This window comes from Brevundimonas sp. FV2ps16, from assembly GCF_058681075.1.
Map to the genome: position 1 here is coordinate 79,253 of NZ_CM178728.1, position 21,956 is coordinate 101,208.

Genomic DNA, 21,956 nt, shown 5'->3' on the forward strand with positions numbered 1-21,956 from the left:
TGTCCGACCTCAGAGGTCGAAGGCCAGTCTGGCGCGAACGCCTTTGTGGGCCCCATCGAACTCGACGGCCGAACGCAGGCCCGAGGCCATGGCCGAGATGATCTTGCCGCCCAGGCCGGTGCCCTTGGGCGTGCCGTCGCCCAGGCCGGGCCCGTCGTCCTCAACGGTCAATATGGCGCGATGCTCGCCGTCCGGTTTCAGGCTGATGCGAATCTCGCCGCCCTGCCCCGGCTGATAGGCGTATTTGACCGCATTGGTGACCAGCTCGGCGACCACGACGCCCAGAGACACGGCCTGGTCGGTGGTGACCCACATGGGAGCGGCGTCCACCACCAGACGGGGCGAGCCTTCGCCGGGGCCGACCGATTTAGACAATTCGTCCATCAGGCCTTCGAGATATTCGTCCATGGCCACGCGGCTCATGTCGCCCGAGGTGTAGAGGCGGCGATGGACATGAGCCACGGCCTCGATCCGCGCCTGGCATTCGCGCAGGGCTTCACGGGCGCGTTCGTCATCGATGTGCCGCATCTGCAAGGAGATGAAGCTGGACACCAGCTGCAAGGAGTTGCCGACGCGGTGATTGACCTCGCGCAACATGGCCTCGGCGCGGTCGCGGGCCAGTCGGATTTCTTCTTGGGCGATCTCGTTCTCTCGCTCCAGCCGGCGGCGGAGCAGCGCGTCCTCCAGCGCGGAGCGAAGCAGGGAGGTGAAGTCCTCGGAGACGTCCTTGATCACATAGTCGGCGGCGCCGGCCCGCAGAGCCGCGACGGCGATCCGGCCGTCCTGAGCGCCGGTCACATAGACGATGGGCGGCGGTGCGGTTAGAGCCAGAATATCCGGCAGGACGTCCAGCCCGTCGCGGGTCGGCATGTAGTGATCCAGGGCGCAGACGTCGTATTCATTGGCCGCAAGCAGGGCCAGGCCCGCGTCCCCGTCGGGGGCGCAGGTCACGGCGTAGCCGTGGCGGCTCATCTCCTTCTCGACTAATCGCGACAGGCCGCGATCATCGTCGATATAGAGCAGCCGAATGGCGCCCGAGGTTTCTATCACTCGATCTCCGGAGCCTGCATCACCGACAGGAACAGACCCAGTTGGCGGATCGCGCCGGCGAAGGACTCATAGTCCACGGGCTTGGTGATATAGACGTTACAGCCCAGGTCGTAGCAGCGCTGGATCTCGACCTTGTCGTCCGTCGTGGTCAGAACGACGACTGGGGCCCGCTTCAGGCGGTCGTCGGATTTGACCCGTTCCAGAATGTCCGTTCCCGACATGTCCGGCAGGTTCAGGTCCAGCAGGATCAGCAGCGGCCCATTGGCCAGGATCTCAGGGCTGAACAGATAGTCGAGGGCCGCGCCGCCTTCATCGAAATGCTTGATCTCGTTGTTGATGTTGGCGCGACGGATGTTTTTTTCGATCAGCTTGGCGTGACCGTGGTCGTCCTCGACCATGATGATTTTGACGGCTTGCGTCACAGTACGCCTCCGGGTTCCGACAGGATCAGTCGTTTGGGGAATTTCAGCAGGAAAGTCGAGCCCTTGCCAAGCTCGGACTCCACATCGATCGTGCCGCCGATACGGCGCACGCTGTTGCGCACGAAGGCCAGGCCCAGGCCCTCGCCGGCGCGGTCCTGTTTGCCGGAGCGGCGGAACAGTTCGAAAATCCGCTCATGGTCCCGCGGAGCGATACCGCGGCCGTTGTCGGCGACGCGATAGACGACCCAGCCGCCGGCGATCTCTTCGCCCGAGACGATGATCTCGCCGGGGCGGCTCGCATCCAGGTATTTGACGGCGTTGTCGATCAGATTGCCCAGGATCTGCTCCATCGACAGGCGGTCGCTATCAACCGACGGCAGGTCTTCGACGATGATGCGAGCGCCGGACGCCTCGGTCTGGTGGTGGACGCTGTCGGCGATGTTCTGGGCCATGGCGGTCATGTCCAGGGTCTCGGGCAGCAGGTTGCGACGCCCCTCGCGCGACAGCTTCAGGATGGCGTTGATCAGCCGGTCCATCTTCTCGGTCGAGGCGCGGATGAAGCCAATGGCCTCCGGCATGTCTTCGCGAACGGCCATGATGACGTCCGTTGGGACGGCCTCACGGCTCTCGACCTCGGTGATCACCTTGTCGATGACCTTTCCGGCCTGCTCCAACTCGGAAGTGTAGCCCATGACATTGACCAGGGGCGCGCGCAGGTCGTGGCTGACGATATAGGCGAAGCGCTGAATCTCGTCATTGGCGCGGGTCAGGGCGGCCGTGCGGTCGCGCACCGTGTCTTCCAGCCCGGCGTTCAGGGCGTCCAGTTCTTCGCGGGCCCTCTGAATTTCGCCGACGTAGCGACGGACCACCCAGGCCGACAGGATCGCCAGCACCAGCACCAGCAGCCCGGCGATGGCGTTCATGACGACGGTCAGGACGCCGAGCCGTTCCGACATCCGTGTGCGCTCGACGATGCGCGTCGATTTGAGGGTATCGAAGGCTTCGATCGTCCCCCTCAGCTCATCCATGTACAGCTTGCCCTGCCCCGACCGCACCAATTGGATCGACTGGCCGATCCTGCCGGCCCGCGTCAGGTTTAAAGTCTTGTCCATCTCGCCGAACTTGGCGTCGGCGAGGGTGTGGATGCGGGTCACATAGGGGCGGAGCGACGGATCCTGGGCCGCGCCCTCGTCCAGCAGGGTCAGAGCGGGAGCCAGTTCGCCGCGCGCCGCCTCGAAAGGCTGCAGGAAATCGCTTCGTCCCGTCAGAAGAAAGCCCCGTTGGGCCGTTTCAGCATCGACCATGGCGATCAGGACGGTCCGCGCAGCCCGGCGCATCCGCTGCGCATTCTCGATCGCGTCGTTGATCGTCGCCGTCCGCTGGATCATCACGAAACTGGCGACATTGACCGTCAGCAGCAGGACGAAGGCCAGGGTTAGGAGGGCGGTAATCGAGCGCACCAGCGACGGCGTCCGCACGAAGTCGCTAAAACGCGACCAGTTCTGGCTTGAGCGAGGTATCATGACGCGGAGCATTAGCGGCGCAGCCGCGCGCGTCAAACGCCCGTTGCACGAAACCTGAGGGCGTTTGGCGACTTAGGGTTAATATGGCCCGGCTTGGACTTGCGGGGGCAGGTCAAACATGGGGAGCGGGACGATGATCTGGTGGTGGTGGGTTTTGCCGGCGGCCGTGGCGCTGATCGGCTTTGTCGTATTGATCCGAGGCCTGCGGGCGCTGTTCGGGGGCAAGCCAGTGCGGGGCGTGGCGGGTTCGCTGTTCGGGGGCGGAGCCCTGTGGGCGGCGTCGTTGGCGGCGCTGTTCGGCATGAATCTCCAGACCTACGAGCGGCTGACCTATGAGCGTCCGGTGGCGACCCTGGCCCTGCGCCAACTCGGGCCGCAATATTACGAGATCAACCTGACGCAGCCGACGCCGCAGGGACAGACGGCCGACGCCGGAACCCTGCATCCCGTTCACGGCGACGACTGGCGGATCGAAGCCCAGGTTCTGAAGTGGAGGCCGTGGGCCAATGTCATAGGTCTGGATTCGCAATACCGGCTGGACCGACTATCCGGTCGGTACCGCACCATCGAACAGGAGTTGCACGGCGAACGCAGCGCCTATGATCTGGCGGCGGCGGCGTCCAACGCGCGCAACGGGGCGGTGCCCTTCAAGGTCGAGGCCTGGGACGCCATTCGCCGGTATCGCCCCTATGTCGATGCGGCCGACACCCTGTACGGCTCGGCCGCCTATATGCCGATGGCCGACGGCGCCCGGTACGAGGTGTGGATCACCCAGTCAGGCCTGGTCGCCCGCCCCGTCAATGACGTGGCGCGCAACGCCTCGGCCGGTGGTTGGACCGTGGCGAACTGAGCCTCATATTGGGGCCTCAGACTTGGCCCAGGGTCCGCAGCTTGGCGCGGGGGTGAATTTCGTTCTGGCTCATGACCACGGTCTGCCCCCGGAACCGCTCGATGATCGAGCGGACATAGGGGCGGGTCTGCGGGCCCGTCAGCAGGACCGGGTTCTCACCGGACATGGCGATCCGTTCGAAGGTGTCGCGCACGGAGCGGATGAAGTCCTGAAGCCGTGACGGGGCCATGGCCAGTTGCTTGTCCTCGCCGCCGCCGATCAGGCTCTCGGCGAAGGCGGCCTCCCATTCGGGCGACAGGGTGACGATCGGCAGGGCGCCGTCGCCGCCCTGATGCTGCCAGCACAGCTGCCGGGCCAGGCGCGCACGGACGTGTTCGACCAGGGTGGTGACGCTGGAGCTATGCGGAGCCGCCTCGGCCAGACCTTCCAGGATGGCGGGCAGATCACGGATCGAAACCTTCTCGCGCAGCAGGGACTGAAGCACACGCTGGAGCGTGGTGACGGTGACGACCGTGGGGATCAGTTCCTCGACCAGCTTCTTCTCTTCGACGCCCAGTTCCTTCAGCAGCTTCTGGGTCTCGCTGTAGGATAGCAGGTCCGCCATATTTTCCTTGAGGATCTCGGTCAGGTGGGTCGTCAGCACCGTCGAGGGGTCGACCAGCGTATAGCCCTGGAAGGTGGCTTCCTCGCGCAGGTTCTCGTTGATCCAGGTCGCGGGCAGGCCGAAGGCCGGTTCTCGCATATGCTCGCCGGGCAGTTCGACCTGACGTCCGGAGGGGTCCATCGCCATCAGGTGGCCCAGACGCACCTCGCCCTGCCCCGCCTCCATCTCCTTGATGCGGATGGCGTAGCCCTGGGTCGGCAGGCGCATATTGTCGAGGATGCGCACCTGGGGGATGACGAACCCATATTCCTGCGCCAGCGAACGTCGCAGGGCCTTGATCTGATCGGTCAGCCGTCGCCCCTCGAGATCATTGATCAGGCTGAGAAGAGAATAGCCCAGCTCGATCTTCACCTCGTCGATGGTCAGGACGTTGCTGATCGGCTCCTCGACCTCCTCCTTGGGCTTGGCGGCAGCGGCGATCTCCGCCTCGGTCGGCTGGGGCTTCAGTCGCCCCCGGCCCAGCCTCCAGGCCATGAAGCCTGATCCGATAGCCAGGGCCGCGAATGGCAGCAGCGGCATACCGGGGATCAGGCCGATCAGGCCTGCGGCGCCCGACACCACGCCCAGCGACACCGGGTTGGTGGCCAGCTGGGTGACCATGGCCTTGTCCGCCGTGCCCTCGACGCCCGCTTTCGACACCAGGAAGCCGGCGGCGATCGAGATGATGATGGCCGGCACCTGGGTCACCAGACCGTCGCCGATGGTCAGCTGGACATAGGTATTGGCGGCCTCCATCGCCGGCATCCCATGTTGTAGGGTCCCGATCAGAATGCCGCCGATGGCGTTGATGAAGGTGATGATCAGGCCGGCGACCGCGTCGCCGCGCACGAATTTGGAGGCGCCGTCCATGGCGCCGAAGAAGGTGGATTCCTGTTCCAGCTCTTTACGACGCAGCTTGGCCTGGTCCTCTGTGATCAGGCCTGACGACAGATCGGCGTCGATGGCCATCTGCTTGCCCGGCATGGAGTCCAGGGTGAAGCGGGCCGACACTTCGGCGATGCGGGTCGAGCCCTTGGTGATGACAACGAAATTCACCACCAGGATGATGGCGAAGATGATCACCCCGATGATGAAATTGCCGCCCATCATCAGCTGACCGAAGGCGTTGATGACCTGGCCGGCGCTGTCGTGGCCTTCTTGGCCGTGGGTCAGGATCAGGCGCGTCGAGGCCAGGTTCAGGCCCAGGCGGAACAGGGTCGAGACCAGCAGCACCGTCGGGAAGATGGCGAAGTCCAGCGGCCGCTTCATCATCACGGCAGTCATCAGGATCAGCACGGACGAGACCAGCGAGATCGCCAGCAGCAGGTCCAGAAGCATCTTCGGGACCGGCAGGATCAGCAGCATGATCACGCCGATCACGCCGACGGCCATCAGCACTTCGCCGCGATTAACCCAGCTCAGCACATCGCGGCCGGTGGGACGCGCCATGCCGTCCTTCATCATCGTGGGCGCGTCAGGCGCAAGAGGCGTGTCAGTCACGGCCCAGCGCCTTCAGTGCGCGGCGGGTCGCTTCGGCGATCACGGCGTCGCGCTGATCGTCGGTCGCCTGGGCCGCGCCGGTGAAATAGGCGGCGACGATGACCGGCGACCCGCTCAGCGGCGTCAGCATGGCGATGTCGTTGGCCGTGCCGTTGGCGCCGCTTCCGGTCTTGTGGGCGACGGTCCAGCCTTCGGGAACCCCGGCCTTGATGCGGTTCGGGCCAGTCGGCGAGGCGATGAGCCACCCCTGCAACAGGGCGTCATATTCAGGCGCCAGCCGGTCGCTGAAGGTCATCTCCCGGATGTTGGCCAGCGTCTGCTCGGGCAGGCAGGTATCGCGCGGGTCGTCAGGCAGGGCAGTGTTCAGGTCCGGCTCCAGGCGCGAAATGACGGTCGTCGTGTCGCCGAACGTCGGCCACCACGCACGCCATACGGCGATTCCGCCCATTTCGCGGATCAGGATATTGGCGGCGGGATTGTCGCTGACCTCCACCGCCGCCTGCATCAATTCGCGGATGGTCAAGACGCCGCCGACCGCTTTCTCGGTCACAGGCGCATGGGGAACCATGTCGGCCTGAGTGATGCGGACGGCGCGATCCAGCCCTTCCTCATTGCGCTCGACCCGTTGCAGGGTCGCCGCCGCTAGGAAAGGTTTGAAGGTCGAGCAGAAGGGGAAACGTTCCTGGCTGCGCCACAGCACGCGCCGGCTGCTGCCGACGTCCAGGGCGGCGAAGCCCAGGCGACCGCCGTGGCGGGACTCCAGATCGTTCAGAAAGAACCCCGGCCCTTCGTCCGCCGTCGCCTCGACCGGACGGGCCGGCTTACAGCCAGCCAGGCCCAACGCGCCGGCGCCGGCGATCATCATCCGCCTGTCCAGCCCGCGTTTCATGATCAGGCCGCATAGCCCGAGGCGGAGACGCCCGACTGGGGCGCGGGGATGGCCGTGCCTTCGTCGGCGTATTCGTTCAGCTTGTTGCGCAGGGTGCGGATCGAGATGCCCAGGATGTTGGCCGCATGGGTCCGGTTGCCCAGGCAGTGGGTCAGGGTGTCCAGGATCAGGGTCTTCTCCATCGCCGCCACCGTCTGGCCGACGAAGCTGCGCGTCACGGCGTCAGCGGCCTGAGCCGCACGCGCCGCCACGCCGCCGCCGTAGGGGTTCTCATGCCCGGTCGAAGCCGTCCCCATCATGCCCGAAGCGGGGTTCAGGGGCTGGCCGTCCGGCAGGCGGATGGCGTCGACGTCGATCTCGGGACCGCTCGCCAGCAGCACCGCGCGGTGCATGGCGTTTTCCAGCTCGCGCACATTGCCGGGCCAGCGGTGGGCGCTGATCGCCTGGCTGGCGCGCGCCGAGATCGGCCGAACCGGCACGCCGTTGGCGGCGGCGTATTTCTTGATGAAATGTTCGGCCAGCACGCCGATGTCGCCCGGACGCTCGCGCAAGGCCGGCAGGCGCAGATTGACGACGTTCAGCCGGTACAGCAGGTCTTCGCGGAACGTGCCTTCCGACACGGCGCGGGCCAAGTCACGATTGGAGGTGGCGATGATGCGGATGTTGACGGGCACCGGCTTGGCGCCGCCGACCCGGTCGATGACCCGCTCCTGGATGGCCCGGAGCAGCTTGGCCTGAAGCCGGGCGTCCATCTCCGAGATTTCGTCCAGCAGCAGGGTGCCGCCGTCGGCCTCTTCGAACTTGCCGATGCGGCGCGCGACGGCGCCGGTGAAGGCGCCCTTCTCGTGCCCGAACAGTTCGGACTCCAGCAGATTGTCGGGAATGGCGGCGCAGTTGACGCTGATGAAGGGGCGTTCCGACCGGCGCGAGTTGTCGTGCATGTAGCGCGCCATCACCTCCTTGCCGACGCCGCTCTCGCCGGTGATCAGGATCGAGGCTTCCGAGCGCGCCACCTGGTCGGCCAGCTGCAGCACCGCCTTCATCGACGGGTCGGCCGAGATCATCGGCTTCTCGTCGTCGGCGACGGCGGCCAGGACGGCGGCGATCAGTTCCGCGTCGGGCGGCAGGGGGATGAACTCCTTGGCCCCGGCCTTGATCGCTGCAGCGGCCTCGCGGGCGTCGGCGTCAACGCCGAAGGCCACGACCGGCACCGTGATCCGTTCGGCCTCGTTCGCAGCGATCAGGGCCGCGATGTCGAGCTGGTAATCGACCATCAAAAGGTCGGCGCCCTGCCCTCGTCGCAACTGCTCGGTCGCCTGGTCCGCGCGCTCGACGTGGCTGACCTTGGCGCCGTGCGCCATGGCCATCTTCACCGCCGAAGCGAGCTGTCCGCTCAGTCTGCCTACCACCAGAAGACGCATTGTTCTTCTCCTCTAAACTTTCATCCGGGTCGCCGTCGTTCAGCCGCGCAGAGCCTGCGCGGCGTCGCCTCAGCCTCCCGAGTCCTCGGTCTTGATGATTTCCGTCATGGTCACGCCCAGCCGGTCGTCGACGACGACGACCTCGCCGCGCGCGATCAGGCGGTTGTTGACGAAGATGTCGATGGCCTCGCCGACCTTGCGGTCCAGCTCCAGCACCGACCCCTTGTTGAGTTTCAGCAGTTGGGCGACCGACATGTGCGACTTGCCCAGGACCGCTGAGATATTCACCGGCACTTCAAACACTGTCGCAAGGTCGGCGGCGGTCTTGTCGCCATGATCATCGACCACGGCCAAAGCGGTGGAGTCCGGGAACTCCTCGAGCGAAAGATCGTCGGAGGCCATCAGAAATCACTCCGGTCAGTATTGATAGGGGGTTCAGCGTGCCCAGCCTCGGCGGCCAGGGCGGCGGTCAGGGCCTCGGCCACGCGTTGGGCCGAGCCTTCCGGATCATGGTCGGCGCGGCCGTCGGCCCATTCCAGCTGGAAGGCCGCAACTCCCATGCCCGGCTCGTCGCGGAAGGCGACGACGCCGGTGAAGCCGCTGTCGGTGCAGGCGCTCTCGATCTGGGCGCGGCCTTCGTCGTCCAGACCGGCCGCGCGCACGACCAGACGCGGCGAGGCGTCGATCTCCTGAGCCAGCGCCTCGAGCGCGGCGCGTAACGGCGCTTGAGGGAAGCGCTCAAGCGCTGCGCCGCCGATAGCGCGCGCGGCCGCCAGGGCCAGGTCGGCCGACTGTTCGCGGTGCGCCTGGGCGACGCCGCGCAGCGACGGCATGGCCGCCGCCACGCCCTGGGCGATGTTGGTCAGGGCCATGGCGCGAATATTCTCGACCTCGGCCAGCGCCTGTTGGCGGGCCTCCAGCTTGGCGTGCGCCACCAGAGCGTCCACCTCGGCCGGCAGATAGCTGCGTTTGGCCGGCTTCCAGGCGCTTTCGCGCACCACCGAGCCATCGGCGCTGAACTCGGTGTCGAAGGCGAAGGGGGTGCTCATGTCAGTAGATCAACTCGTCGTCGGAGCCTTGGCCGGCCAGCATGATTTCGCCCCGCGCCGCCAGATCCTTGGCGACCTGGACCATGGCCATCTGTGCGGCGTCGACGTCCTTGAGGCGGACCGGGCCCATGGACTCCATGTCCTCGCGCATGATCTTCGAGGCGCGTTCGGACATGTTGGAGAAGAACATTTCACGCAGCGGCTCGGATGCGCCCTTCAGGGCCAGACCCAGCGAGTCCTTGTCCACAGCGCGAAGCAGGGTCTGGACGCCGCCGGGGTCGAGCTTGGCCAAGTCCTCGAACACGAACATCAGGGCCCGGATCCGCTCGGCCGACTCTCGGCTGCGCTCTTCCAGGGCGCCGATGAAGCGAGCCTCGGTCTGGCGGTCGAAGCTGTTGAAGATGTCGGCCATCATCTCGTGGCTGTCGCGCTTGGAGGTGCGCGCCAGGTTCGACATGAATTCGGTACGCAGCGTCGCCTCGATCTTGTCCAGGATCTCGCGCTGGACCGGCTCCATCCGCAGCATCCGCTGCACGCATTCCAGAGCGAAATCTTCCGGCAGGGCCGTCAGCACGCGGGCGGCGTGATCGGACTTCACCTTGGACAGGATGACGGCGACGGTCTGGGGGTATTCGTTCTTCAGATAGTTGGCGAGGACCGCCTCGTTCACATTGCCCAGCTTGTCCCACATGGTCCGGCCGGCCGGACCGCGGATTTCCTCCATCAGCCCGTCGACGCGATCCTTGGGCAGGAAGGCGGCCAGTAGCTTCTGGGTCTGTTCGAAGCTGCCCACGACCGCGCCGGAACCCGCCAGGCCGGAGACGAATTCGATCATCAGGGCCTCGACCGCCTCTGCGGCCACGGAGCCCAGGGTCGCCATGGCCTGGGAGATCTCCTTGACCTCCTCGTCGTCCAGCCGCTCCCACAGGGCCGTATGGTCCTCGCCGAGTGCCAGCAGTATGACGGCCGCCTTCTCCGGCCCCGTCAGCTTGTTGGGATCGTCGATAGTGTTCTTCTTGTTGACGAGCTTGGCCATCAGCCTTCCGCCACCCAAGTGCGCAGGATGTTGGCCGCCTCGTCAGGATGGGCTGCGACGAAATCAGCCACCTTCTTGACGGAGGACGCCTTAACCTGACCTTCGATCCGCGCGATGTCGATCTTCTGGTCCATCTCGTTTGGGGCAGGAAGCTGAACCAGTTGCGGCTGTCCGTCCGGTCCGATGACGGTCGTCGTCACCATCTCGACAGGCACGCCGTCAGGACCGGCGACCATCTTTGACGCGGGACCGCTCCCCGCCGTCTTCAGCAACGGGCGCAGGACGAAGAAGATCAGCAGCAGGGCGACCACGGCCAGGATAGCCAGCTCGATCAGCCGCATGATGTCGGCGCGCGAGAAGTCGAACAGCGACGCCTTGCCCTCCAGACCGCCGGCAATGCCCGTGTCGTGGTTGAAGCGAACGTTGATCACTTCGATCTTGTCGCCACGGGCTTCGTCGATGCCCGCAGCGGCGGCCACCAACGACTTGATCTGGGCGATCTCCTCGGCAGTGCGCGGCGCATAGGTCGGTTCGCCCTTGCCGTCTGCAGCGGGAGTCCATTTGCCGTCGACCGCGACCGCGACCGCCAGCTTCTTGACCTCGCCCGGCTCCTTGGTCGTCGTGGTGGTGGTGTTGGAGATTTCGTAGTTGGTCGTCTCGGCGTTCTCGGCGCTGGTCGCGCCGGCCGGCGTATTGGCGGGCGGCGCGCCGCCGGGAATGTTGTTGGCGGCCGTCACGCCGCCGTCGTTCTGGCCGGTCGTGTCCGACGATTGCGATCCGTTGGCTGTGGTCGAACGCACGACCTGACCGTCGGGGTCGAACTTCTGCTCCTGGGTGGTGGAGCGGCTCTGGTCGATGTCGGCGGTCACCTGGACCCGCGCAGCGCCGATGCCGACGACGCCTTCGACGATATCCTTGATCCGCGCCTGCAACTGAGCCTCGGTGTTGCCCTTGGTCTCGGCGGCCGAGGCGGAGGAGAAGGTCCCATCGTCAGAGCCGGCCGCCAGGGTGCGATTGTTCTGATCGGCGACGGTGACACGGTCCGGCTTCAGGTTCGGCACGGAGGAGGCCACCAGATTGCGGATCGCCCGCACCTGATCCGGCGTCAGATCACGACCGCCCAGACCGACCAGGACAGCCGCGGTCGGCTCTCCGGCGGCCGCGGTGAACATTTCGCGGCGCGGCATGGTGATGTGGACACGGGCGGCGGTGATGCCGCGCATCGACATGATCGTACGCGACAGCTCGCCCTGCAGCGCGCGCTGCTCGTTCAATTGCTGCTGGAACTCGGTCTGGCCCAGAACTGATTGGTTATCGAAGATTTCGTAGCCGACGGAGCCGGAGGTCACGAGCCCCTTTTCGGCGATCAACAGCCTGGCCGTACCGACGTCGTCGCGGTTGACCATCACGGTCGAGCCGTCGCCCTTGGAGGCGTATTTAATACCGGCCTGTTGCAGAGCGGCGGTGATCTCTCCGGCTTCGCGCAGGTCCAGATTGGAATAGAGCAAGGCGTCAGGCGCCTGGCCCATGCGCAGCATGACGGCGACCAGCACGGCGGTCACGCCTGCGGCGACGCCGAGGACCGCAGCCAGACGGCCGATCCCGAACTTCTGCAACGCCGCCGTAAAGCCGCCCACGCGTTCCCGCCCCAAACTCGCGGAAGACACAGACGCTCCGCTAGGCAGAAAATGCCGCCTGGATGGTAAACGTCGCGTTAAGAGACGTTTACGCGCTGTCCTAGAGGAACATCCTTAACGCGCCGCCTCGTCTCAATCTTGTGATCCCAGGCCGAGAACCCAAGCCCCGACTCGAGCGTATGATCCGTATACGCCCCCGTCAGAGGGGCATGGAGGATGCTATGACGATCTGGAATCCCCACCACCGTCGCCAATTCGGCGGCGGTCTGCGCGCCACGATGGCCTATGCCGTTGCGGCGGTTCTCTCGATCGCGGTCTGGGTCTTTCTGGCCAGCCTTATGGCCTGACGGCGGTCCCCTGTTTCAACTGAGGCAGGACTTCGGGCGCGCCTGACGGCAGCGGGTCCGACGGGTCTCTTAACCAGGACACGACGTCGCGATAGACGATCTCGGCGTCGAGATCGCGGTTCAACAGATGCCAGCCGTTCGGATACCAGGCTGTGCGCAGCCTCCCGCCTTCAGCGCGTGCACGTTCCAGGGCGATCCGCATCGGACCCTTTTTGACGATGTCGTCATGCGCGCCATACATCAGGATCGCGTCGCCCCGAATACGACTCAGGCTGCGCGCCGAGGTCTCCATCAGATCGACCAGCCCATAGACCGTATCGAACCGGGTCGAGAGGATGCTCATCGGATCCCGCCCGTTACGGATCAGTTCCAGCGTGTTCGATGAGGCATGGATGTCGCGGGTGACGAACTCAGGCGGCGCCAGGGCCACATCCCCAAGGGCGCGCGCGGCTATGTTCAGCGCCGTGCTGTTCACCGGCCCCTGCGTCGACCAGCCCCAGACCCCCGGCGCCAGCAGCACCACCCGATCGGCGTCCGGCGGGTCGTCTGAGCCGAAGGCCGCCGCCGTCACCGAGCCGCCCATGCTCTCGCCCACCACAGCGATGACGGCGCTCGGATAACGGGCGCGAGCCAAGGCCGTGATCTCGCGCAGATCGTCCGTCATGCGTTGCTGTCCGGCCCAGACGCCCCGGCCGGGCGCAGCGCCGAAGCCGCGTTGGTCATAGGACCAGGTCTCAATCCCCTGCTCCGCCCACCAGGGTCCTGCCAGACGGAAGCTGGCGTTGTGGTCATTCATGCCGTGCAGGGCCACGATAACGGCCCAAGGCGCGTGATCGGCCGGTCCCCAGCGTAGATAGGGCAGCCGCGCACCGTCCGACATCACCAGAGCCCGATCCTCAATGTGAGCGCCGGCGAACCCTGGCGGCGGCGTCATCGGCGGCTGGATATGGGGCGCCGCGCAGGCCGACAGACCTATCGTCAGAGCCAGAACGGTAATGGAAACGACGGCTTTCATGCGCACATCCTTGCGGAGCCCATCAAGATCGACCGCACCCGTTCCCGCAGATAGGGAACCACCTCGTCGTCGAACCCCGGGTTCTTCCTCAGCCAGGCTGTATTGCGCCAGGACGGATGCGGCAGGGGCAGAAGGTCCGGCGCATAATCCCGCCAGGCCCGCACCGTCTCGGTCATGCTTGGCTTCGCGCGCCGGCCCAGAGCCCAGGCTTGGGCGTAGCCGCCGACCAGCAAGGTCAGCTCCATTTGCGGCAGGGCGTCCAGCAACTGGGGCCGCCACAGGTCGGCGCACCGTTTAGGCGGCGGATAGTCACCGCCTTTCGGCGCCGTTCCCGGATAACAAAAGGCCTGGGCCGCCACGCCGATGCGATGATCGGCGTAGAAGGTCTCGTAGTCCACGCCCATCCAGTCGCGCAGCCGATCGCCCGACGGATCGGTGAACGGCAGGCCGCTTTCATGCACCCGCCGCCCCGGCGCCTGGCCGCAGATCAGCAGCCGCGTCTCGGGAAAGACCCGCACCACCGGGCGCGGCGTATGCGGCAGCATGCCCGCGCAGGCGCGACAGGCGCGGATGTCGCTCAGGACTGCGTCGAGATCAGTCGTCATCATCCTCGACGACCGGCGGACGGCGGCTGAGGGCCAGGGCCGTCTCCTCCTCGGTCGCTTGACGCAGGCGCGTCACGCCGCGGAAGTCGTCCGGATCGACCGGCTTGCCCTTCTTTGTGATGGTCAGCTTGCCCTGGCGCATCAGGCCCAGGGCTGTGGCCCGCACCTTGGGCAGCATGCGCTGCCACTGCTCGGGCTGTAGCGCCTTGGCCACTTCAGCCGGCTCGATGCTCTTGCCGGGCTCAAGCGCGGCGATTTTGTTCAGGATTGCGGTTTCGATCGGATCGCTCATTGCGCCTATATGCTGCACAGCGAGACCAGAAGTAAGGCCGAGTCGTCATGCCGAAGAAAATCACCGTCACCGAGGGCGAATTCGCCGGCTGGCAGACCTACGACCTCCACGACACTTTCGACGTCGTCGTGGGCCCCTTCTACGGCCGGCTGGACCCCGACGGTCATATGCGCTGCGCCTTCCGCGCCGAGCAGAAACACATGAACGCCGGCGGACGGATGCACGGCGGCTGTCTGATGACCTTCGCCGACATCGCCATGTTCCAGATCGCCTATCAGGAGATGGAGGGCGCCTCCGGCGTCACGGTCCAGCTGGATTCCACCTTCATCGACGGCGCCTATGTCGGCGAACTGATCGAGGCGACCGGCCAGGTCACGAAGGCGGGCAAGAGCCTGATCTTCGTGCGGGGCCAGATCAACACCGGGGAACGGCTCCTGATGACCTTCTCCGGCGTGATCCGGAAGTTCACGCCGCGCGGTTGAGCCGCACGACCAGGGCCATAAGCAGGGCGAAGCCGGCGGCTGGCCAGAGGGCCGCCAGTCCCAGATAGCCGAAGGTCAGGGCGCCCAGCACAGCCCCGAAACTCAGCCCTGCCCACAGGATCAGATAGGCCTTGTAGGCGTATCGGTCTCCGCCGTTTACAGCGCCGGCCAGGGCCTGACCCAGCTTGACCAGGGTTCCGGTCATATAGGTGAGGCTGACCCCGACCTCTCCGTTTCTCAGGAAGACCGAGTTCTCTGCGCCCATGGCCATGACCATCAGGCCGACGGCCGCAGGCGTCAGCCCCATGCCCGCCGCAGCAGCGGCGAGGGCCAGCAGCAGGGCCTCGAACATCAGGACCCGGCTACGCGAACGGGCGTCCTCGCCGCCCGCGACCAGGGCGCCGAGAAACGAACCCAGCACGAACAGGGCCAATATGGCCGCCAGATGTGCGGCCGCCGGCCAATGTCCTTCAGCGAGGTTGGCGGCCAAGCGTGTGGAGTTGCCGCTCATGAAGGAGACGAAGACGCCGCCCAGGTGCAAAAAGCCGAGGCTGTCGACATAGCCGGCCAGACCCGCCAGCAGCAGGGCCAGCCAGCGATCCGACGGCGTCAGCGACCGCAAGGCGGTTCAGACTCCGGCCTTGGCCGCCGGCCGCGCCCGGCAGGCGTCGAACCAGCGGTGCAGGTGCTCGAACTCGGCGGGCGGGCGGTAGCGGACCAGTCGCGCGAAGTCCAAACCGACCAAGGCGACGATGTCGGCGATGGTGAACCGGTCCAGGGCGATGAATTCCCGCTCGGCCAGATGCCGGTCCAGGGTCTTCATGAACCGCTCCGCCGAAACCCGGTTGTACTCAGCCACCTGCGGGATCTGCACCGCCTCCAGCGCCGCCAGGGCCGGGTGAGAGTGCCGGACGTTCAGCATGATCGGGTTGGACAGGTAAAATTCGCACCGGCGCGTCCACATCTCGACCACCGCCTGTTCGCGCGCGTCGCGGCCGAACAGGTTCGGCTCTGGATACAGGGCCTCCAGATAGCGGCCTATGGCTACGGATTCGGAAATGGTCGTGCCGTCGTCCAGCTCCAGCGCCGGCACATGGGGCACGCCGACCTTGGCGCGATATTCGGCCTTCTTGTGCTCGCCCGTCAGGATGTCGACGTCGATCAGTTCGACATCCTCGATTCCCTTCTCGGCCATGACCCAGCGGACCCGCCGCGGATTGGGCGCGCGGTGCGAGGTGTAGAGCTTCATCGGGCGTCTCCGTTGTTTTGGGAAACGCTACTGCCCGAAGACCGCCGCTGGCAAGGCGCCGACGATGGCCGCGCTCATCAGGGTGGCCATGAAACCGGCGAACAGGGCCTTCCAGATCAGGCCCAGAACCTCGTGACGCCGTTCCGGCATCAGCACCGACAGACCGGTGACGGTGATGCCGACCGAACCGATGTTGGCGAAACCGCACAGCGCATAGGTCATCAGCATCCGCGTCCGCTCGCTCATGGCCTCGGGCGGCAGCTTGCCCAGTTCGATGAAGGCCACGAACTCGGTCAGGGTCAGTTTGACGCCCAGCAGCCAGCCGCCCAGCGCCGCCTCGCGCGTCTCGACGCCGATCAGCCAGGCCAGGGGGGTGAACAGGACGCCCAGGATCCGTTCGACCGTCAGCGGCTCGCCAAAGACGACGAAGCCGCCCAGCATGATGTTGACCAGGGCCACCAGGGCCACGAAGACGATCAGCACCGCCGAGATGTTCAACACCACCATCAGGCCGTCCGACGTGCCCTTGGAGATGGCGTCGATGCTGCTGTCGTACTTCAAGGCTGAGTCATAGCTGATCGACTGGATGGCTTCCTTGTCCGGCTCGGGCACGATGATCCGGGCCAGCAGCACCCCGGCCGGGGCCGAGACGATGGAGGCGACCAGGACGTGGCCGGCGGCGTTGGGCAGGGTCTGGGACAGGATGCTGGCGTAGGCGACCATGGTAGAACCGGCGACCGTCGCCAGGCCCACGGTCATCATCAGGAAGATCTCTGACCGGCTCAGCTTGTCCAGATAGGCCTTGATGACGATCGGGCTCTCGATCGTGCCAAGAAAGATGTTCGCCGCCACCGCCAGGGCCGAGGCGCCGCCCAGGCCCATGGTGCGCTGGAACAGCACGCCGAAGCCGCGGATCAGCCACTTCAGGATCTTCCAGTGCCACAACAGGGCCGACAGGGCCGAGATGACCATGATCAGCGGCAGGACGTTGAAGGCGAAGGTGAACAGGGCCCCCTCGTTCTGGACCGCATAGGGCTGATCCCCCCCGGCCAGATAGCCGAACACGAACCGCGTGCCCTGGGCCGTGGCGACCGCCAGGCCGTCGATGGCGCCCGTCACCGCCGCCAGAACGGTGCGCGACCCCGGAATGGCGAAAAGGGCTAGCACCAAGGCGGCCTGAACCGCTACGGCGCCGATGGCCAGTTTCCACGGGAAATCGCGCCGGTTCTCGGAGATGGCCCAGCACAGGGCGACGATGACGACCAGGCCGAACAGGCTCTGGAGGTTCAGCAGACTGAACATGAAAAGGCGATCCCCTGCCCGGCCCGCGCCGGCTTCATCCGCTTCAAGGACAAAGTGACGCGGCTGACAAGGGGCGCGCGCGTATCAGTCGATCTTCAGCACACGGTCCAGACTGATCGCACCCGGTCCGCGGGCGATCAGATAGGCCAGCGGCCCGGCCCAAAGCAGGTGGACGGGCCAGCCGCCCGGCTCGACGAAGAGCTGGATCACCAGGGTCATGACCAGCAAGCCCGCCGCCGCCGGCCGGGTCGCCAGACCCAGCACCAGCAGGATCGGCAACAGATGTTCGGAATAGGTCGCCAGATGAGCCGCCAGGTCGGGCGGCAGCAGGGGCACGCGGTATTCCTCGGCGAACAGATAGCGCGTCGAAGGCGTGATCGTCAGCAGCCCCTCGACCTTGGTCCGCCCAGACAGGAAGAAGGGCGTGGCGATCCCGACGCGCAGCAGCAGGGCCAGACCGGCCTCCGGCACGGCGGCTGTGATGCGTCGGTGAATATCGGCGATGCGATTCATGGTCGGTCCTTTGGGATCGAGGGTGAGGTGAAGACGCCGAGCGCGATGAGGCCGGCGAAAAGGGCGGACAGATCCAGACCGCGCGCGGCGAACTGAGCCGAAGCCGCAGCGACGCCGAACGGCCGGTTGAGGCGGCAGGCGTCCAGGAAGACCCATTCCGCGCGGCTCAACCGCCGCGCCTGCACCTCTGCGCCTGGCCGGTGCACCAGCAGGCCTTCCGCCTCAGCCCGCCATTCAAGAGACGCGTCCGGGGACGGATAGCGATGCGCCAGCCAGAGCGAGGGCGCGGTCCACTCGAACCAGAACAACTGAACCGACGGGTGCAGGTTGGCCGTCACGCCCGCCAGGGCCGGGCCGAGCGCGGCGGCCGAGCGCGCCTCGAACGGCGCTGCGTCCTTGGCCAGATGAGCTTGGGTCCAGGCCCGGTCGAGCCTGGCGCTGGGCGCCAGATAAGTCATGTCCCGAGCCGGCTCGAAGCCGGCCAGCCAATCGGGGAAACCAGCGCCGTAATCGACCAGGACCGGCATATCGCCCGGCTGTTCGGTGACGAAGGCGGCGGCGGCGGCGCGGAACCAGTCTTCGCCGACCATCTGCAACACGGTGGGATAGTTGGCTTCGAGGGCGTCGATCCGACCCTTGATCGTCGTGTTGCGATAGACGGCCAGCGCCCCCAGCGTCCGGTCGCTCGGCTCCAAGTGCGGCCATAGACACTCCAGGTCGCCGGTCAGCGCCCTGGCGAAAGCGGCGTGAAACGCGGTCACGCCACGGCCTCCACGGCCATCAGCGCCGCAGCGGCGCGCGCCTGTTCAGCCAGAAGGACCGGGAATTCGGGAACATCGCCGTCGCGCTCGACCAGGGTCGGCCGGGGACCGATCCGCGCGATCAGACGATCATAAAGCGCCCATACGGTCTCGGAAACCGGGGCGTCGTGGCTGTCGATCAGAAGGGCCTCGCCCCAGACTGGATCGGGCCGATGGCCCGCGAGATGGATTTCGCCCACCAGCTCGCCGGGCACGGCGTCCAGCCAGGCCTCGGCGGAGAAGCCCATGTTCGAGGCGCTGACATGGACGTTATTAACGTCGATCAGCAGGCCGCATCCTGTCCGCCGAGCCATCTCGACCAAAAACTCGACCTCGTCCCACTCATGACCGGCCAGGGCCAGATAGGCGGACGGGTTTTCGATCAGCAGCCGTCTCCCCAGGGCCTGCTGCGCCTCATCGATATGGTCGCACACCAGGTTCAGCATCTCGCGGCTGCGCGGGACGGGCAGAAGATCGGGGTGGTAGACGCCGCCACGTCGTGACCAGGCCAGATGTTCGGACACCATAAAGGGTTCGAACCGGTCGATCAGGGCGCGGAAACGGGCCAGATGATCGCGATCCGGGCGTTCGTCACCGGCCAGGGACAGGCCCACCCCGTGCAGCGACAACGGGCGAACGGCGCGCACCGTCTCCAGCCACGACAGGCGGGGGCCGCCGGCGACCATGTAGTTCTCGGGATGAACCTCGAACCACAGGCCGCGCTGGGCTCCGGCCGCCGGACAGGCCGCGGCCTCCGAATAGTGCTGAGGCTTCAGCCCCAGTCCGACGGTCGGAAGCGACGACATCAGCGGTTCGGGATCGGGGTCAGCGAACCATTGCCCTTGGGCGTCTGGATCGAGGCGCAGGTGCCCTTGGCGACCAGTTTCCAGGCATTGCCCTGATAGTCGCGCACAGACGTGCCGGCGCAGGTGGTGCCGGGGCCGGCGGCGCAGTCGTTCTTGCCCGCCTTGGCCACGCCGTAGCACTTCTCCATGGCGTTTTCCTGCTGCGCGGTGGGGTGGTTTTGCGCGGCGGCGGCATTGGCGCCGAGGGCCAGCAGAGCGCCTGCGCCGACCAGGATCTTGGTGGAGATGTTCATGGGATCGTTTCCTGTTTGACAGCCGTCCGGGGCGGACCAGCTTGACAGGAGGGGTTTCGGTCGCGGCGCGGCCAAGGTTACGCCGACGAGCCGAAAAAAGAATTCGTCGCCGATCCGTACCAGGCATGTAACCTTCGCGGTGTCCGGCGCGAATGGGATGCTGCGTGGTCGACAAGGAAGCCGAGCTCAAACGTCTTATGTTACGGGGTCTCGACGGCGACCCCGTGGCCTGGCGCGCCCTGCTGTCCGAGATGCGCGGCGCCCTGACCCCCTTTTTCAAACGTCGCCTGATCGGCTGCGAAGCCGATGCGGAGGATCTCGTGCAGGACTGCCTGATCGCCATTCACGCCAAGCGCGCGACCTATGACCGGTCGCTGCCGTTCACGGCCTGGGCCTATGCGATCGCGCGCTACAAGCTGATCGATCATTTCCGCCGCCAGGGCCGCCGTCCCGACGTGCCGCTGGAGGAGGCGTCGGTGCTGCTGGCCGAACACACCGTCGAGGACGGCGTCGTGCGCCGCGACCTGAAGAAGGTCCTGTCCATTCTCCCGCTGCGCCAGCGCCGCCTCATCGAGGATGTGCGGGTCGGCGGGTTCAGCCTGGCCGAAGCCGCCCAGCGCAACGGCTTTACCGAGGGCGCGGCCAAGGTCAGCGTCCACCGCTCCATGAAGACGCTGGTCGCCAGCGTGAATCCAGATGAAGACTGACGACCTGATCGACGCCCTGGCCGCCGGACTTGAGCCGGCCAAGCCCGCACGGCCCAGCGCCGTGCTGCTCGCCGCCGCCGCCTTGACGGCCGTGGCGGCCGTGGCCCTGCTGTTGGGAGTCCGGTCGGATCTGGGCCAGGCGCTGCAGGGGCCCATCCCCTGGCTGAAGGGGCTCTATACCGCCGCCCTGGCGGGAACCGGGATCTGGCTGGCGACACGGCTGGGGCGGCCCGGCGTCGATCCGCGTCCGGCGGCCTTCGCCATGCTCGCCGTCGTGGCGGTGGCCTTGCTGTGGGGCGGGATCGAGATGAGCCTGACCCCGCCGGAGCAGCGGATGGCCGACTGGCTTGGAGGGACCTGGACCATCTGCGGCCGCAACATCGTGCTGGTCTCGGCCTTCGCCGCACCGCTGGTCTTCCTGTCGGCGCGGCGGCTGGCGCCGACACGGCCGACGACGGCCGGTCTGGCGCTGGGTCTTGCGACGGGCGGCCTCGCCGCCACCGCTTACGGACTTCTGCACTGTGGCGAGGCGACCGCCGCCTTCGTCGCCACCTGGTATACGCTGGGGATCGCGGCCGCCGGCCTGATCGGCGCCGCCGTCGGCCGCTTCGCCCTGCGTTGGTGACGCCGCCTTAGGCTTGGCGGCGCACCAGCCTGCCGTAGGTCTCCATCAGGTCCAGCGACAGAGCGCCCGGGGTGAAGCGATAATCGCCCACCTCGGCCACCGGCGTCACCTCGACGGCGGTGCCGGTCAGGAAGCATTCCGAGAAGTCCGACAGTTCTTCCGGCATGATGTCGCGCACCACGACCTCGATCCCCTTGGACTTGGCGATCTCGATAACCGTCTGACGGGTGATGCCGTCCAGGATGTGCTCGACCTTGGGCGTGTGCAGCACGCCGTCCTTGACGAAGAAGACGTTGGCGCCCGTGGCCTCAGCCACATAGCCGCGCCAGTCCAGCATCAGGGCGTCGGCGTAACCGTTCCGCTCAGCCGTGTTCTTGGACATGGTGCAGATCATGTACAGGCCCGCCGCCTTGGCGGTGGTCGGCGCGGTGGCCGGATCGGGCCGGCGCCACTTGGACCATTCAAGCTTCAGGCCGCGGGCCTTGACCTCGGGGTCGAAATAGCTGGGCCAGTCCCAGACGGCGACCGCCAGGTGGACCTTGTTATTCAGGGCCGAAACGCTGGTCTGTTCCGGGCCCAGATAGGCGACCGGGCGCACATAACAGTCGGTCAGACCGTTCTTGGCGCAGGTTTCGTTACAGATGGCGTCGATTTCGGCGACGCTGTAGGGTATCTCGAAATCGAGCAGGTTCGCGGACCGCTTCAGGCGCTCCGAATGCGGCGTCAGCTTGAAGATTTCGCCGCCGTACATACGCTCACCCTCGAAGACCGACGAGCCGTAGTGAAGGGCATGGGTCAGAATGTGCGTCTTCGTTTCCCGCCAGGGCACGAAATCGCCGTCCATCCAGATCCAACCATCACGATCGTCGAAAGGAACTAAGGCCATTGAAACACGTCTCC

The 21,956-nt window shown here is 66.3% G+C and carries 26 protein-coding genes; 5 read left to right on the plus strand and 21 right to left on the minus strand.

All coding sequences use genetic code 11. From position 1 onward, the window contains the following. Positions 1-9 precede the first annotated feature (9 nt). Genes ACW170_RS00405 through ACW170_RS00415 form a run of 3 tightly spaced genes read right to left on the minus strand, consistent with a single transcriptional unit; the run spans position 10 to position 2,995 of the window. The gene (locus ACW170_RS00405) at positions 10-1,050 is read right to left on the minus strand and encodes a sensor histidine kinase (RefSeq protein WP_492087743.1); all 1,041 of its coding nucleotides are present in this window, start codon (positions 1,048-1,050) and stop codon (positions 10-12) included. Next, entirely contained in the window at positions 1,047-1,448 is a 402-nt protein-coding gene (locus tag ACW170_RS00410; RefSeq protein ID WP_492028085.1) for a response regulator, read from the minus strand. Before ACW170_RS00410 ends, ACW170_RS00405 begins: the two co-directional genes overlap by 4 nt. 20 nt (positions 1,449-1,468) lie before the next feature. Further along, positions 1,469-2,995 carry a sensor histidine kinase gene (locus ACW170_RS00415; RefSeq protein WP_492087744.1) on the minus strand — a complete coding sequence of 509 codons (1,527 nt, stop codon included), beginning with the start codon at positions 2,993-2,995 and terminating at the stop codon, positions 1,469-1,471. A 133-nt stretch (positions 2,996-3,128) separates the two neighbouring features. Here ACW170_RS00415 and ACW170_RS00420 point away from each other — a divergent pair, with 133 nt between their 5' ends. Then, positions 3,129-3,845, plus strand: coding sequence for a hypothetical protein (locus tag ACW170_RS00420; protein ID WP_492087745.1), 717 nt, complete (start codon positions 3,129-3,131; stop codon positions 3,843-3,845). 16 nt (positions 3,846-3,861) lie between these two features. On the opposite strand, the gene flhA is transcribed toward ACW170_RS00420, so the two are convergent. The 7 genes from flhA to fliF form a co-directional block, all read right to left on the minus strand. Beyond that, the gene (gene flhA, locus ACW170_RS00425) at positions 3,862-5,952 is read right to left on the minus strand and encodes a flagellar biosynthesis protein FlhA (protein WP_492089208.1); all 2,091 of its coding nucleotides are present in this window, start codon (positions 5,950-5,952) and stop codon (positions 3,862-3,864) included. A 28-nt stretch (positions 5,953-5,980) separates the two neighbouring features. Next, positions 5,981-6,853, minus strand: coding sequence for a class A beta-lactamase (bla, locus tag ACW170_RS00430; protein WP_492087746.1), 873 nt, complete (start codon positions 6,851-6,853; stop codon positions 5,981-5,983). 26 nt (positions 6,854-6,879) lie between these two features. Beyond that, positions 6,880-8,298, minus strand: a complete 1,419-nt coding sequence (gene flbD, locus ACW170_RS00435; protein ID WP_492087747.1) for a sigma-54-dependent transcriptional regulator FlbD — start codon at positions 8,296-8,298, stop codon at positions 6,880-6,882. A gap of 69 nt (positions 8,299-8,367) precedes the next feature. Further along, the gene (fliN, locus tag ACW170_RS00440; protein WP_008258919.1) at positions 8,368-8,700 is read right to left on the minus strand and encodes a flagellar motor switch protein FliN; all 333 of its coding nucleotides are present in this window, start codon (positions 8,698-8,700) and stop codon (positions 8,368-8,370) included. Further along, on the minus strand, positions 8,700-9,347 hold the full coding sequence (locus tag ACW170_RS00445; protein ID WP_492087748.1) for a FliH/SctL family protein: 648 nt from the start codon (positions 9,345-9,347) through the stop codon (positions 8,700-8,702). Before ACW170_RS00445 ends, fliN begins: the two co-directional genes overlap by 1 nt. A 1-nt stretch (position 9,348) precedes the next feature. After that, positions 9,349-10,383, minus strand: a complete 1,035-nt coding sequence (gene fliG, locus ACW170_RS00450; protein ID WP_492087749.1) for a flagellar motor switch protein FliG — start codon at positions 10,381-10,383, stop codon at positions 9,349-9,351. Next, positions 10,383-12,020, minus strand: coding sequence for a flagellar basal-body MS-ring/collar protein FliF (gene fliF, locus ACW170_RS00455; protein WP_492089209.1), 1,638 nt, complete (start codon positions 12,018-12,020; stop codon positions 10,383-10,385). Before fliF ends, fliG begins: the two co-directional genes overlap by 1 nt. A gap of 221 nt (positions 12,021-12,241) precedes the next feature. Here fliF and ACW170_RS00460 point away from each other — a divergent pair, with 221 nt between their 5' ends. Continuing rightward, a complete protein-coding gene (locus ACW170_RS00460; protein ID WP_492087750.1) occupies positions 12,242-12,367 on the plus strand; it encodes a hypothetical protein in 126 nt (41 codons plus the stop codon). Here the strand turns inward: ACW170_RS00460 and ACW170_RS00465 are convergent. From ACW170_RS00465 to ACW170_RS00475, 3 genes are read right to left on the minus strand one after another with little or no spacing between them, the layout of a single operon-like run. Then, positions 12,357-13,382 (minus strand): alpha/beta fold hydrolase, encoded by a 1,026-nt coding sequence (locus ACW170_RS00465; RefSeq protein ID WP_492087751.1) that lies wholly within the window; start codon positions 13,380-13,382, stop codon positions 12,357-12,359. The two genes, ACW170_RS00460 and ACW170_RS00465, sit on opposite strands and share 11 nt — an antisense overlap. Then, positions 13,379-13,987 (minus strand): uracil-DNA glycosylase family protein, encoded by a 609-nt coding sequence (locus tag ACW170_RS00470; RefSeq protein WP_492089210.1) that lies wholly within the window; start codon positions 13,985-13,987, stop codon positions 13,379-13,381. Before ACW170_RS00470 ends, ACW170_RS00465 begins: the two co-directional genes overlap by 4 nt. Then, positions 13,977-14,279 (minus strand): DUF3253 domain-containing protein, encoded by a 303-nt coding sequence (locus ACW170_RS00475; RefSeq protein WP_492087752.1) that lies wholly within the window; start codon positions 14,277-14,279, stop codon positions 13,977-13,979. Before ACW170_RS00475 ends, ACW170_RS00470 begins: the two co-directional genes overlap by 11 nt. A 47-nt stretch (positions 14,280-14,326) precedes the next feature. On the opposite strand from ACW170_RS00475, the gene ACW170_RS00480 reads away from it, so the two are divergent. Continuing rightward, a complete protein-coding gene (locus ACW170_RS00480) occupies positions 14,327-14,761 on the plus strand; it encodes a PaaI family thioesterase (RefSeq protein ID WP_183198120.1) in 435 nt (144 codons plus the stop codon). On the opposite strand, the gene ACW170_RS00485 is transcribed toward ACW170_RS00480, so the two are convergent. From ACW170_RS00485 to ACW170_RS00515, 7 genes are all read right to left on the minus strand, one after another. Next, positions 14,745-15,383, minus strand: a complete 639-nt coding sequence (locus ACW170_RS00485; protein ID WP_492087753.1) for a YoaK family protein — start codon at positions 15,381-15,383, stop codon at positions 14,745-14,747. The two genes, ACW170_RS00480 and ACW170_RS00485, sit on opposite strands and share 17 nt — an antisense overlap. A 6-nt stretch (positions 15,384-15,389) precedes the next feature. Beyond that, positions 15,390-16,010 carry a glutathione S-transferase family protein gene (locus ACW170_RS00490; RefSeq protein WP_492087754.1) on the minus strand — a complete coding sequence of 207 codons (621 nt, stop codon included), beginning with the start codon at positions 16,008-16,010 and terminating at the stop codon, positions 15,390-15,392. 27 nt (positions 16,011-16,037) lie between these two features. Beyond that, a complete protein-coding gene (locus ACW170_RS00495; RefSeq protein ID WP_492087755.1) occupies positions 16,038-17,312 on the minus strand; it encodes a NupC/NupG family nucleoside CNT transporter in 1,275 nt (424 codons plus the stop codon). 84 nt (positions 17,313-17,396) lie between these two features. Then, on the minus strand, positions 17,397-17,825 hold the full coding sequence (locus tag ACW170_RS00500; RefSeq protein ID WP_492087756.1) for a DoxX family protein: 429 nt from the start codon (positions 17,823-17,825) through the stop codon (positions 17,397-17,399). After that, positions 17,822-18,586 (minus strand): HvfC/BufC family peptide modification chaperone, encoded by a 765-nt coding sequence (locus tag ACW170_RS00505; protein ID WP_492087757.1) that lies wholly within the window; start codon positions 18,584-18,586, stop codon positions 17,822-17,824. The genes ACW170_RS00500 and ACW170_RS00505 overlap by 4 nt, the downstream gene beginning before the upstream one ends. Then, the gene (gene bufB, locus ACW170_RS00510) at positions 18,583-19,431 is read right to left on the minus strand and encodes an MNIO family bufferin maturase (RefSeq protein ID WP_492087758.1); all 849 of its coding nucleotides are present in this window, start codon (positions 19,429-19,431) and stop codon (positions 18,583-18,585) included. The genes ACW170_RS00505 and bufB overlap by 4 nt, the downstream gene beginning before the upstream one ends. Continuing rightward, entirely contained in the window at positions 19,431-19,724 is a 294-nt protein-coding gene (locus tag ACW170_RS00515; RefSeq protein ID WP_492087759.1) for a BufA1 family periplasmic bufferin-type metallophore, read from the minus strand. The genes bufB and ACW170_RS00515 overlap by 1 nt, the downstream gene beginning before the upstream one ends. 164 nt (positions 19,725-19,888) lie before the next feature. On the opposite strand from ACW170_RS00515, the gene ACW170_RS00520 reads away from it, so the two are divergent. Together ACW170_RS00520 and ACW170_RS00525 are read left to right on the plus strand one after the other, a co-directional pair. Continuing rightward, positions 19,889-20,431, plus strand: a complete 543-nt coding sequence (locus ACW170_RS00520) for a sigma-70 family RNA polymerase sigma factor (protein ID WP_492087760.1) — start codon at positions 19,889-19,891, stop codon at positions 20,429-20,431. Next, positions 20,421-21,056, plus strand: coding sequence for an NrsF family protein (locus ACW170_RS00525; protein ID WP_492087761.1), 636 nt, complete (start codon positions 20,421-20,423; stop codon positions 21,054-21,056). The genes ACW170_RS00520 and ACW170_RS00525 overlap by 11 nt, the downstream gene beginning before the upstream one ends. A gap of 7 nt (positions 21,057-21,063) precedes the next feature. On the opposite strand, the gene ACW170_RS00530 is transcribed toward ACW170_RS00525, so the two are convergent. Continuing rightward, positions 21,064-21,942 carry a branched-chain amino acid aminotransferase gene (locus ACW170_RS00530; protein WP_492087762.1) on the minus strand — a complete coding sequence of 293 codons (879 nt, stop codon included), beginning with the start codon at positions 21,940-21,942 and terminating at the stop codon, positions 21,064-21,066. Positions 21,943-21,956: the final 14 nt, after the last annotated feature.